Origin of the sequence: Actinoplanes sp. M2I2 (assembly GCF_023544445.1) — a bacterium.
Taxonomy (GTDB): Bacteria; Actinomycetota; Actinomycetes; order Mycobacteriales; family Micromonosporaceae; genus Actinoplanes.
Genome location: NZ_JALPVJ010000001.1, coordinates 681,744 through 693,842, shown reverse-complemented (window position 1 = coordinate 693,842; position 12,099 = coordinate 681,744). Strand labels below are relative to the sequence as shown.

Genomic DNA, 12,099 nt, shown 5'->3' with positions numbered 1-12,099 from the left:
GCCGGTCAGCGCCGGCCGTCGTCCTCCATCAGCGATCGCAGCCGCCCGAGCGCCTTGGCCAGCAGACGCGAGACGTGCATCTGCGAGATGCCCATCTCCTGGGCGATGTCGGCCTGGGTGCGGTTGCCGTAGAAGCGCAGGGACAGCATCCGCTGCTCCCGCTCGTCCAGCGCGGCCAGCGCCGGCCCCAGCGCGATGCGCAGCTCGGCCAGCTCGTAGCCGTTCTCCTCGAAGCCGAGGGTGTCACCCAGCTCCTGCCCGCTCTCGTCGCCGATCGGGGTCGACAGGCTGGTGGCGCTGTAGGCGCGCGCGCCCTCCAGGCCTTCGAGGACCTCTTCCTCGGTGACTCCCAGGTGGGCGGCGACGTCGGTGACGGTCGGCGCGCGGCCGAGCGTGTGACTGAGGGTCTGGTTGGCCGTCGTGATGGCCATCCGCATTTCCTGCAGGCGGCGCGGCACCCGGATCGCCCACGCCTTGTCGCGGAAGTGGCGCTTGAGCTCGCCCAGGATGGTCGGGATGGCGAAACCGGCGAAGTCGACGCCCTGATCGGCGTCGTACCGGTCGACCGCCTTGATCAGGCCGACCATCGCGACCTGGACGAGGTCGTCAGCGGGCTCACCACGGCCGGTGTAGCGACGGGACAGGTGCTGGGCCAGCGGAAGCCACGACTCGATGACCCGGCGACGCAAATCGTCGCGGCCCGGATGACCGAGGTCCATGACGGCGAACGCCTGAATGAGCTCGCCGGCCTGGTCGCGGTCGACGTTGATCTTTGTACGGCGGGCAGAGACAGCAGAAACCTTCACAGGTTCTCCCTGAGACACAAACGAACTCCCCGCACCTCCGCCAACGTATCCTTTCAGCGGAGCGATTGCCAACCGAAAGTATGAGGTGTCGCAGGTACGTTCCCGTTTTTCCGCTCGGCCTCGGGCCGGGATAGTGTGTAGGCGCCCCTCGACCACGACGACGCAAGGTTGTCAGCATTGCCCGAAGACAGCGCCGGTGACCTGTACGAGAACGCGTTGTGCGGCAACCTGACCTCGTCCCCGGACGGCACGATCGCCAAGGTCAACGCCACCCTGCTGGGCTGGCTCGGCTACACGCTCGACGAGGTCGCCGGGCGCAAGCGGTTCGGCGACCTGCTCACCATGGGCGCCCGCATCTACTACGAGACCCACCTGTCCCCCCTGCTCGCCATGCAGGGTGAGATCAGCGGTGTCGCCCTCGATCTGCGGGCCAAGGACGGCAGTTCCTTCCCGGTCCTGGTCAGCTCGCTGCTGACCCGCGACGACGGGCGCCCCGGCCTGATCCGCACGATCGTCTTCGACGGTCGCGAACGCCGGGCCTACGAGCAGGAGCTCCTGTACGCCCGGCAGGCCGCCGAACGGGAGACCCGGCGCCTCCGCCACCTGGTCGCCGACCTGCAGCGCAGCCTGCTCCCGGCGGTGCTCCAGACCCCACCCGGCCTGGAGGCCGCGGCCCACTACCGGATGGCCTCGGTCGACGAGGTGGGCGGCGACTTCTACGACCTGTTCCCGCTCGACGACGACCGCTGGGGATTCTTCCTCGGCGACGTCAGCGGCAAGGGCATCGACGCGGCCACGGTGACGTCGCTGGCCCGGTACACGTTGCGGGCCGCGGCCGTCTACGACCCCGACCCGGCCGCGGTCCTGCACAACCTCAACCGCGTGCTCTATCAGGAGTACCGCCGGGACGCCCGCTACTGCACCGTGGTGTTCGGCATCCTCACCCCGGAGCCGGCCGGTTTCCGGGCGGTGCTGGCGAGCGGCGGCCACCCCGAACCGCTCGTCCTGCGGGCCGGCGGGACGGTGGCCCGGCACCCCACCAAAGGCCGCATGGTCGGCGTGTTCCCCGACTCGGTCTACACCAACACCCCGCTCACGATGCGGCCCGGCGACACGCTCGTCCTGCACACCGACGGCCTCAACGAGGCCCGCACGACCCGCGGCGCCAGCGATGACGACCGCTTCGGACTGGACGCGGTGACCAGCTTCGCCGCCGACCGGGCGCCGGCGTCGGCCACCGCGGTCGTGGAAGCCTTCGTCGGCCTGCTCGACAGCTTCGACGACGGCCTCGACGACGACACCGCCGTCATGGCGATCGGCGTGCCGGATCCGGGCGTTCCACCGCCTTCGTGAGCCGTACGTCCTCCTCGAGGAAGCCGCGGGCGGCGTAGAAAGCCCGGGCGCCCGTGTTCGCCGCACCGGTCTCGAGGGTGAGGTGACGCCGGCCGCGGGCCCGGGCCCACTGCTCGGCCGCGCGCAGGAGCAAGGTGCCGATGCCGTGCTTCTCGTGCTCGGCGCTCACCACCAGCTCGCCCACGTAGGCGTCCACCTCACCGGAGAAGTGCCGGCGCTCGCCCACCGTCACCAGTCCGGCCGGCCGCCCGTCGTCCGCCACGGCCACGAGGACCTGGCCGTCCGTCCCGTCGATCGCGTCGCGGACCCAGCCGGCCACGGCCCGGCCGACCGCCGCGGGGTCGCGCCAGGGGGCCACCCCGATGGTCAGGCGAGGGGCCAGCGCGAGCACGGCTTCGCGGTCGGACGACTGGTACGGGCGGACGCTCGGCATGAGCCGATGATGGCAAACGACCGGCGCCCGAATAAACAGCCGATTCCGGCCCCGAAGGGACCGGGTGGCGTCGGCTACACGTCGGCCATGGTGGTGATGCCGCCGGCGGCGACCACGGCGCCGAGGGCGATCAGCAGGGCTGTGCACAGTTTGCGGGTGCGCGGGCTGGGCGGCGCCTGGTCCAGGACGGCGACCATCACGCCCCACACGGCCGCGAGTCCGCCGACCAGAAATCCGAACATCGTTGCAGGATGCCGTCACCGACCGCCGGGCCGCTCCAACGGCCGATGACGTCCGCGTGAACAGCGGGCTAGTTCTTCGATCCCTCGGGCAGCAGGGCGGCGGCGCGGTCGATGTCGGCCTGCTTCACCGCCGCGAGTGAGCCGAAGTTCCGGACCGCCTGGTAGTAGATCCAGGCGAGACTGACGCAGGCCGCCTGCGAGACCGAGCCGTAGCCCGCGCACACCCGCTTGAGGTCGGCGTAGAACGCGTCGTCGACCCGCGCCTTGTTGGCCGGGAAGGTCCCGATCGCCTTGTAGTTGCGGTAACCGAAGTCGTGATGCCAGCAGGAGACGTCGAAGGCGAAGCCGAGCGGGTTGTCGGGACTCGAGGAGCAGTAGTCGGTGGACCAGTCGAAGTTGTACGACGCCCACGGCCGGCGGTCGGCGCGGGCGGCGTTCCAGGCCGCGGTGGCGGCTGCGGTCGGCTGTGTCCAGCGGGCCAGGACGGTGGCCTTGGAGTCCGCGGCGTGGGCGGCGCCGGCCGGGAAGAGGGCGGCGACGGCGAAGAACAGGACGACGAGGATGCGTCGGGTCAACGGAGCCTCCTTGAGGGGGATGCTCCGAGCGTCCGGTCAACCGGTGAACGAATCCATGCCAATCGATGAAATCCCGCACCCGCGGACGAAGATACCGACGAGTGTTCCTGAACGGTCCTTCAGTTGGTTAGGGTCAGTATTTGAGGTGCTGCCGGGTGAGCTGGGCGACCTTCTCGACCAGCGCGATGCCGGTGTCCATCGACTGGTTGTTGTGCGACAGCACGGCCAGCGACACGTTGACCTTGCCGTCGGGCGAGGTGACCCGGCCGATCGTGTTGACCGCCCACAGACCGCCGTCGGCCGAGCGCGTGTCCCAGCCGTTCTTGACGGTGGCGCTCTCCCCCGGCTTGGCGACCACCGGCACGCCCCAGTTCTGGTCGTCGTTGACCGTGTTCATCAGCGAGAAAGCGGTCTTGCGCGAGTCGGCGTCGAGCGGACCCTTGGTGTCGGCGAACTTGGCCAGCAGCTTGACCTGGTCGGCGGCCGTCGTCTTGGTCAGGCCCCAGGCCTTGTTCACCGTCGTCTGGGTCAGGCCGAGGCGCTTGTTGCACTTGGTGATCGCGCTCCGGCCCCCGAGACGCTGGAACAACGCGGTCGTCGCGTCGTTGTCGCTCGCCCGGATCATCGGGGTGGCCAGCGCCATCTCGGCCGCGGTGGGCTCACGGTCGGCGTCCTGGGCCTTGAGCAGCTCGCAGGCGAGGATCTGGGCCTTCACGATGCTCGCCGTGTCGAACGTCGTCGCGCCCTGATAGGCGTACGTCTGCCCGGTCTTCTTGTCGAGGACGGCGACCGAGAAGTCGGGCGTCTCGGCCGCGACCTGCTTGAGGGCGGCGTCGAGGGCCTTGGCCCGTTTCGCGCGCTCGCGCTTGGCCAGCTCCTCGGCACTCGGGCCGGCCGGTTTCGCGTTGCCGCCGGTGAGAGCAGCCGGAAGGACGCCGTCGTCGTCGTCGCTCACGCCGAGCGCGATCAGGCCGCCGCCGCCCAGGATCACGGCTGCCGCCACAGCAATGATGAGGTTTCGCCGATGCCGCACCGGTGCATAGTGCCGTCTCCGCGCCGAAGACTCAAACCCCGGCACTTTGGGCATCGGCATCGATACGTACCGTGATCGACTTCAGCCTCTCGTAGAGCTCGGCATAGCCGGCCGCCATCACCGCCGGGGAGAACCGGCGAGCGGCCTCGGCCTGGCATTCGGCCGGGTCGATGAGACCGGCCTTGAGCACCAGTTCGCCCAGCTCGACCTCGTCGGTCGTGTGCAGGCCGGTGCGGCCGTGCTCGATGAGCTCGGGCAGACAGCCCCGGGCGATGCCCACGACCGGAGTGCCGACCGCCAGGGACTCGACGATCGCCGTGCCGCCGGGCTCGTTCCAGCGCAGCGGGAACAGCGACGCCCGGGCCCGGGCCAGCAGGTCGTCGCGAGCCTGACCGACCAGGGTGCCGACCCAGCGCACCCGGTCGCCGTCGACGTACGGGGCCACGTGCTCGCGCCAGAACGCCACATCGGGGTTCTGCGGATCGGCCGCGGCCAGGGCCTCCGCGTCGTGGTAGGGCCCCACCGGGCCGGCCAGCACGAGATCGAACCCGTACTCGTGGGCCAGCCGGGCGGCCAGGTCCTGGCCCTTGCCGGCGTTGATGCGGCCCAGCACCACGGCGTACGCACCCTTGTCGGGGACCGGGCGCGGGTCCGCCGCGAGCGGGGTGGCCAGATGCACATGGCCGATGGCGTGGGCCCGCAGCGCCGCGGGAGCGTGTGTGAGCTGGTCGGCCGAGACGCCGTTGACGAACACCCGGCCGCCCCCGTCGAACGAGCCGTAGAGCTCGGGATGCTTCTTCAGGTCCCAGTGCAGGGTCTGCAGGGCCGGGGGCGCCGAGGGGCCGAGGGCCGCCGCGGTCATCAGGCCGGCCGCCTCGACGTGGTCGTGCAGGACGTCGATGTCCCCCTCGGCCAGGCGGCGGATCACCGCCAGCTGGTGCGCGGGCACCACCCCGCACACCTGGTTGTACGGCCGCTGGAGGAGCTTGAACTGCCCGGACGGGAAGGCCGCGATCTTCTCCTCGACCGGCAGCTCGCTGTCGCCGACCGTCGCCAGCACCACCTCGACGCCGAGCCGGCGCAGCTCGGGCACGAGTGTGGCGACGATGTTCTCGATCCCGCCGTAACCACGCGGCGGCACCGGCAGCCAGGGGCCGGCGTTCATCAGGACCTTCACGCGGCGCGCACCGCCGGACGCGGCACCGTGACGAGCGGCGGGCGCTCGTCGACCGAGACGTCGGACACCACGACCTGCCGGTTCAGGTGCGGCAGGGCGTCCTCGCCGCCACGCTGGAACTGGGTGAGCAGGGTCGTCGGCGGCACCGGGGTGGTGGCCAGGCCGTGCCGGTGCAGCCGGCTCCACGCGGTCACCATGATCTGCGCCGACATGCGGCCCAGCGCGTCGATCGTCTGGTGCCGGTGGTGCCGCTCCCCGAGGTCGACCTGGGCCAGCGCGTCGAGGCCGACCAGGTCGAGCAGGTCGATGAGCATGGCGATCTCGACGCCGTAGCCCGAGACGAACGGGATGCTCTCCAGCGTGTGCCGGCGACCGGCGTACTCCCCGGCCAGCGGCTGCACGAACCCGGCCAGCTCGGGCCAGAACAGGTTGATCAGGGGCCGGGCGCTGAGCTCGGTGACCCGGCCGCCGCCGTCGACTTCGACGCTCGTGGCCCCGACCAGCGGCCGGTGGTAGAAGCCCTTGACGAACTCGACCGACCGGTTGGTGACCAGCGGGCCGACCAGGCCGGTGACGAACGTCGACGAGAAGTCACGCAGGTCGCCGTCGACGAAGGCGACAATGTCGCCGGTGCTGGCGGCCAGTCCGGACCAGAGCGCGTCGCCCTTGCCCTCCATCCGCGGCAGGCCCCGGGTCATGTCGTCCTGGGCGACCACGCGCGCGCCGGCCGCCCGGGCCAGCATGGCCGTGGCGTCGGTCGACCGCGAGTCGACCACGACGATCTCGTCGACCAGCTGGACGCGCTCGATGAGGTCGCGCCGGATGACCGACACGATGTCACCGATGGTGTCCTGCTCGTTACGAGCCGGGATCACCACGCTGACCCGGTCCTTCTTGGTCGCGGCGAGCTCGGCCGCCGTCCACTGGTTGGCGTTGCCGGTGCGGTACGTGGCCCACGCTTCGACCACGGGCAACGGGCCGGACGGATTGGACATGTGCGGCTGCTGCATGGACACCCCCGATGTCACATCGACAATGGAGATCGCCAGTTGCCCGGCCTGAGCGCTAATCAATCTTGATTTTCGATTAACTCCGTGAGACCAGCATCTCGGGGGCCAGATGTCCGATGTTTCGCAGGTCGCGGGCCGGAAAAGGTGTGCCGCCGTATCACTCATCGACGAAGGGGACGGCTGCATGGCGGCGACACGGGTTGGATTGATCGGAGCGGGCGGGGTGGCTCAGCGCCACGCGCGGGTGCTCGCCGGTCTGCCGGATGCCCAGTTGACGGCGGTTACGGACGTGGCGCCGGCCGCGGCCGGCGCGCTGGCCGAGACGTACGGGATGAAGGTGGTGCCGGACGTCGAGGCGCTGCTCGCCGAAGGGCTGGACGCGGTCTATGTATGCGTGCCTCCGTTCGCCCACGGGCCGGCCGAGCGAGCGGTCATCGAGGCTGGGCTCCCGCTATTCGTGGAAAAGCCCATTGCGGTTGATCTAGACATTGCACGTGAACTGGCCGCACTGGCCGACGAGCGCAAGATTCTCACCGCCGTGGGACATCACTGGCGATACCTGGCGATCGCCGACCGCGCCCGGGCCCTGCTGGACGGCCGGCCCGTCCGCCTGGTGACCGGCGCCTGGCTCGACAAGGTGCCGCCGGTGGGCTGGTGGCCGCACCGCGACCGCTCCGGCGGCCCGGTCGTCGAACAGGCCGCGCACGTGCTCGACCTGGCCCGCTACCTGGCCGGCGAGGTCCTCGAGGTCTCCGCGGTGGGCAACGGCGTCCCGCCCGCGGTCGAGGGCGCCGACATCGACAGCACCACGGTGGCCACGCTGCGGTTCGCCGACGGGGCGATCGGCACCCTGGCCGCCACCTGCGTGCTCGGCTGGAAGCAGCGGGCCGGCCTCGAGATCTTCGCCGACGGCCTGGCCCTGTCGATCGCCGAGGACGGCCTGACCGTGCGGGACGGTGACGAGTCCTACTCCGTCGCCAGCGATCCCGACGAGGCCCGGGTGGCCGTCGACGCCACGTTCATCAGCGCGGTCCGCGGCGAGGGCGACGACGTCCGGGTCCCGTACGCGGAGGCCCTGAAGACCCACGCCCTGGCCCTCGCCGTCGCCGCGTCGGCCGTGGCCGGGCGACCCGTGGCGGTGCCCGGTGTCTGACCGCAACCTCATCGTCGCGGCGCCCGGACAGCTCGAGGTCGTCGAGGAGCCGGTCGCCGACGGGCCGTTCCGGGTCCGCACGCTGTTCAGCGGCATCTCGGCCGGCACCGAGCTGACCTTCGTCAAGGGCACCAACCCGGCGCTGCACCACAGCTTCGACCCCGTCCTCGGGCTGTTCGGCGGGCCCCCGGCCGCGGCCTACCCGGTGACCCGGCTGGGCTACATGGAGGTCGGTCAGGTCACCGAGAGCCGGACGCCGGCGGTCGCCGAGGGCAGCGTGGTGGCCATGACGTACGGGCATCGCAGCGGCTGGACCGGCGATCCGGTGCGCGACCGGGTGGTGCCGTTGCCCGACGACCTCGACCCGCTGCTCGGCATCTACGTCGCGCACATGGGCCCCATCTGCGCGAACGGCCTGCTGCACGCGGCGGCCGACCTGCACGGGCCGGCGGTGCGCGGGCTCGGCGACGGCGTGGCCGGCCGCCGGGTGGCGGTGACCGGCGCCGGCGTGGTCGGGCTGCTGACGGCGCTCTTCGCCAAGGCGCACGGGGCGGCCTCGGTGGTCGTGCTCGACCCGACCCCGGCCCGGCTGGCCGTGGCCGCCGCGCTCGGGCTGGAGACGATGGACTCCTCGGCCGACCCGGCGCCCACGCTCAAGACGGCGTGGCGGCACACGGCCGACGACCGCGGGGCCGACGTGGTCTTCCAGTGCCGCGGGCAGGCTTCGGCCCTGCACCTGGCGCTGCGGCTGCTGCGACCCCAGGGCACGGTCATCGACCTGGCCTTCTATCCGGGCGGGGCCGACGACGTACGCCTCGGCGAGGAGTTCCACCACAACGGGCTCGGCATCCGCACCGCCCAGATCGGCCGGGTGCCGCGCGGGCTGGCGCCGACGTGGGACCGCGAGCGGCTCTCGGCGGCGACCATCGACCTGCTGCGGGGGCACGGCGAGGCCATCCGGAAGCACCTGATCACCGCGGTGGTGCCGTTCGAGGACGGGCCCGCGTTGCTCGACCAGCTGGCGTCGCGGGAGCGGCACGAACTCCAGGCGGTCCTGAGCTTCTGAGCACGGGTCGGGCGTGGTCGGTCGGGCTCCCGTGATCGGCGCGTGAGGTCAGGTGCGCCCGAGCGGGCTCCCGTGATCGGCGCGTGAGGTCAGGTATGCTCGGTCGGGCTCCCCTGATCGGCGCGCGAGTGCCCGACCCGTTCGGCGTGCCAGGCGGCGGCGGGGCGCCCGGCCGGTTGCCCGCCCTTACCCGCGTCGGACCACTCCGGCTCGTCCGGCCACCCCGGGTCTCCCGGTTGACCCGGGCGGCTGGGGTGGCTCGGCTCGAGCGGTTTTCCTTGCTCGACCCCATCCCGCAACTTATCCGACTTATCCGAATTGTTTGGGTCGTTCGGGTCGTTCGGGTCGTTCGGGTCGTTCGTCCGGGCCTCGGCCGGGGGCGACGGCGACTCGGCGCGGGCGGTGCGGTCGGCCGGGAGGTGGACGGTGATGGTGGTGCCCTCGTTCTCGGCCGAGGTGACGCCGATGGTGCCGCTGTGGTTCTCGATGATGGTGCGCACGATGGCCAGGCCCAGTCCGGTGCCGGGGATCGCCTGCCGGATGGCGTTGGTGGCGCGGAAGAAACGGCCGAACAGCGCCTGCTGCTCGGCGGCGGGGATCCCCATGCCGGTGTCGGCGACGACGAGCACCGCATGGTCGCCGCGGCGGTCGGCGTGCACGGTCACCGTGCCCTCGGCCGGGGTGAACTTGACCGCGTTGGTCAGCAGGTTGTCGAGTACCCGGGCGAGTTGGGCGCTGTCCCCGCGTACCGGAAGGGGACCTCGGACGTCGAGGTGCAGAACGACCGCGTTCTTGTGGGCCACGGGGCCGATCGCCACGAGGGCTTGGTCGATGACCTGGGCGAAGTCGAGCGGGGTGCGGTCGCTGTCGTAGCCGCCGGATTCGATCCGGGAGAGCGTGAGGATGTCCTCGACGAGATCCCGCAGCCGCCGGGTGTTGCGCGCGATCACGTCGAGCATCCGCCGCTGAGCGTCGTTCAAATCGTCCGGCTGGGTGTCGCGCAGCAGCTCGAGATAGCCCGAGATGCTGGTCAGAGGCGTGCGAAGCTCGTGCGAGACGGTCGACATGAAGTCGGTCTTGACCGTGTCGAGCGCCTCGAGCCGGGCGATGACCAGTTCCTCGTTGCGGCGGATGAGCTCGCTGTGCTCGGCGGCCGCGTTGACCGCCTCGGCGACGGCCCGGATCTCGACCGGGCCGCTCGTGACGTCGGCCCGGGCGTCGAGCTGCCCGTCGCGGACGCGGCCGAGGGTCTCGACGACCGCTCCCAGCGGCCGGGTGAGGCGGCGACCGGCCCGCACGGCGATCAGGACGGCCGATGCGGCCACCGTGACAGTCAGCACCGCGACGACCACGACCGCCACCGTTTGCAGGGTGCGGACCCGGCCGCGAAGACCGTCGGCACGAGCCTCGAGCGTGACCCGGAGCTCGTGGTTGGCAGTGACGAAGGACTGGTAGAGGGGTCCGGCCCGCTCGGCCGACCGGATCGCGGCATCGCTACGGGCCGGCGCGGTCCGCTGGGTCTCGGCGTTCGCCCACCAGCTGTCGGCCTTGGCGATCTGGTCCTTCGTGGCGTCGGCGTGGTGGTCACCGCTCAGCCGGCGCAGGTCGTCACCGGCGACCGAGTATTCGCCGCGCGCGCCGGCGTAGGCGTCGAGCCACTGCCGGTCGCCGGTGAGCAGGTAGCCGCGCAAGCCGCTCTGCGCGTCGGCCAGCGCGTCGTGCAGGCCGGCGTTCGCCAGTTGCAACGGTTGCACCTCGGCGGTGAGCTGCTGCACGGCCCGGTGCTCGACCAGCAGGGTGGTCAGCTGGGCCAGGCCCGAGCCGACGATCAGCGCGACCAGGACCGCGAAGGCCCTGCTCAGCAGTCCGCTGACGCTGAGTAGCCCGCCGGCCTTGCGCGGCTTCCCGTCGCTACGCGGCTTGCCGTCGCTGGGCGGCTTCTCGTCGCTGGGCGGCCCGTCGACGCTGTGCGGCTTCCCGTCGCTGGGCGGCTTCCCGTCGCTGGGCGGCTTCTCGTCGCTGGGCGGCTTCTCGTCGCTGGGCGGCTTCTCGTCGCTGGGCGGCCCGTCGACGCTGTGCGGCTTCCCGTCGCTGGGCAGCCCCTCGACGGAGCGGTCACGTGGCATCGTCCCGTAGCGTCCGGCCGACCGGCCCTCAAGCCCGGGCCCGGCTCAGAAGGGATTGAATGCGTGACACCAACTCGCGCGGGCTGAACGGCTTGGTCACATAGTCGTCGGCGCCGGCGCTGAAACCACCCTCGACGTCCTGTTCCTGCACGCGCGCGGTCAACATGATGATCAGGATCCCGGCCGTGGACGGGTCGGCCCGCAGTTTGCGGCACACGTCGATGCCGGACAGCCCCGGCATGGACACGTCGAGCACGGCCAGCGTGGGCTGCCGATCACGAGCCTGCTCGACCGCGGCCTGCCCGTCCTCGACGGCGATCACCTCGAAGCCCGCCTGCTCCAGCTTGAACGCCACCAGGTCGCGGATGTCGGCGTCGTCATCGGCGACCAGGACCACCGTCACGGCACTCTCCCTCGGTTGTCAGCGCAGACGCTACTTCGGGACCATATCCGGTTAGTCGGACTTGTGAGGCCGCTCCGAGAATGCCGACGCGCCCGCCCGGATTGCCGGCGGCACCACCGCCCCCAGCAGAGGCCCCTCCGCAAATGCCGATGCACCCGCACGAGACAGCCGGCGGCGCCACCGCCCCCGGCAGAAGCCGAGGAGTGCCGACTTGTGCAACCCACGCGCACCCGCCACGCAGCACACCTGCATCCGCGCTCGGGTGTTCTGGTTGCAGGCCCCACTTGCGCCGCCCGGGAGGTTTCCGATGAACACAGTCCTCGACTCGATCCGCACCGAAGCTCTCTTCGTCTCCAGCCTGCAGCGCTCACAGAGCCCCACCCCTGAGCTGATCCGCGAGGCGGTGACCACCACGGTCGACCGCCTCGGCGAGGCCCGCTGCGCCGAGCTGGTGGCCCAGGAGTTCGGCGAGCACCCCGACTGCGCCCTCGGCCGCATGCGGTGGGCCCGCAAGGCCGTCCGCTCCGCCTTCGACTGACCGCCCAGTCCGGCGCGCCGCTCGGCTGCCACCTGACCCAGCACGTCTCTGTCCCCACCCAATGTTGGCGTGCCACCCCGTCGCCACCCGATCCCGGCACGCCACTCCGTCCCCACCCGATCGAGTGCGCCACTCCATCCCCACCCAAGCCGGGTGCGCCACTCCATCCCCACTCGAGCCCGGC

Annotated in this window: 13 protein-coding genes; 4 read left to right on the top strand and 9 right to left on the bottom strand. The window is 71.4% G+C overall.

Annotation, left to right across the window (positions count from 1 at the left end; all coding sequences use genetic code 11):
• Nucleotides 1-5 precede the first annotated feature (5 nt).
• On the bottom strand, nt 6-719 hold the full coding sequence (locus HJC40_RS03295; RefSeq protein ID WP_249998230.1) for a SigB/SigF/SigG family RNA polymerase sigma factor: 714 nt from the start codon (nt 717-719) through the stop codon (nt 6-8).
• Nucleotides 720-983: 264 nt separating this feature from the next.
• Here HJC40_RS03295 and HJC40_RS03290 point away from each other — a divergent pair, with 264 nt between their 5' ends.
• Nucleotides 984-2,159: a PP2C family protein-serine/threonine phosphatase gene (locus HJC40_RS03290; protein ID WP_249998102.1), complete on the top strand. Its 1,176-nt coding sequence runs from the start codon at nt 984-986 to the stop codon at nt 2,157-2,159.
• On the opposite strand, the gene HJC40_RS03285 is transcribed toward HJC40_RS03290, so the two are convergent.
• From HJC40_RS03285 to HJC40_RS03260, 6 genes are all read right to left on the bottom strand, one after another.
• Nucleotides 2,113-2,592 (bottom strand): GNAT family N-acetyltransferase, encoded by a 480-nt coding sequence (locus tag HJC40_RS03285; RefSeq protein ID WP_249998101.1) that lies wholly within the window; start codon nt 2,590-2,592, stop codon nt 2,113-2,115. The genes HJC40_RS03290 and HJC40_RS03285 overlap by 47 nt on opposite strands.
• A 74-nt stretch (nt 2,593-2,666) precedes the next feature.
• A complete protein-coding gene (locus HJC40_RS03280) occupies nt 2,667-2,834 on the bottom strand; it encodes a hypothetical protein (RefSeq protein WP_249998100.1) in 168 nt (55 codons plus the stop codon).
• Nucleotides 2,835-2,902: 68 nt separating this feature from the next.
• A complete protein-coding gene (locus HJC40_RS03275) occupies nt 2,903-3,409 on the bottom strand; it encodes a phospholipase (protein ID WP_249998099.1) in 507 nt (168 codons plus the stop codon).
• A 133-nt stretch (nt 3,410-3,542) separates the two neighbouring features.
• Entirely contained in the window at nt 3,543-4,412 is an 870-nt protein-coding gene (locus HJC40_RS03270; protein ID WP_249998098.1) for a serine hydrolase, read from the bottom strand.
• Between the two features lie 61 nt (nt 4,413-4,473).
• Complete coding sequence (locus HJC40_RS03265) at nt 4,474-5,607, bottom strand: glycosyltransferase (RefSeq protein ID WP_249998229.1); 1,134 nt, start codon at nt 5,605-5,607, stop codon at nt 4,474-4,476.
• 8 nt (nt 5,608-5,615) lie between these two features.
• Complete coding sequence (locus HJC40_RS03260; RefSeq protein WP_249998097.1) at nt 5,616-6,614, bottom strand: glucosyl-3-phosphoglycerate synthase; 999 nt, start codon at nt 6,612-6,614, stop codon at nt 5,616-5,618.
• Between the two features lie 199 nt (nt 6,615-6,813).
• Between HJC40_RS03260 and HJC40_RS03255 the strand changes: the two genes are divergently transcribed.
• Nucleotides 6,814-7,782 (top strand): Gfo/Idh/MocA family protein, encoded by a 969-nt coding sequence (locus HJC40_RS03255; protein WP_249998096.1) that lies wholly within the window; start codon nt 6,814-6,816, stop codon nt 7,780-7,782.
• Nucleotides 7,775-8,848 carry a zinc-binding alcohol dehydrogenase gene (locus HJC40_RS46000; protein ID WP_249998095.1) on the top strand — a complete coding sequence of 358 codons (1,074 nt, stop codon included), beginning with the start codon at nt 7,775-7,777 and terminating at the stop codon, nt 8,846-8,848. Before HJC40_RS03255 ends, HJC40_RS46000 begins: the two co-directional genes overlap by 8 nt.
• A gap of 89 nt (nt 8,849-8,937) precedes the next feature.
• Here the strand turns inward: HJC40_RS46000 and HJC40_RS03245 are convergent, their stop codons facing one another.
• Nucleotides 8,938-10,974, bottom strand: a complete 2,037-nt coding sequence (locus HJC40_RS03245; RefSeq protein ID WP_249998094.1) for an ATP-binding protein — start codon at nt 10,972-10,974, stop codon at nt 8,938-8,940.
• Nucleotides 10,975-11,002: 28 nt separating this feature from the next.
• Entirely contained in the window at nt 11,003-11,377 is a 375-nt protein-coding gene (locus HJC40_RS03240; RefSeq protein ID WP_249998093.1) for a response regulator transcription factor, read from the bottom strand.
• 307 nt (nt 11,378-11,684) lie between these two features.
• Here HJC40_RS03240 and HJC40_RS03235 point away from each other — a divergent pair, with 307 nt between their 5' ends.
• Nucleotides 11,685-11,915 carry a hypothetical protein gene (locus HJC40_RS03235; RefSeq protein ID WP_249998092.1) on the top strand — a complete coding sequence of 77 codons (231 nt, stop codon included), beginning with the start codon at nt 11,685-11,687 and terminating at the stop codon, nt 11,913-11,915.
• Nucleotides 11,916-12,099 lie beyond the last annotated feature (184 nt).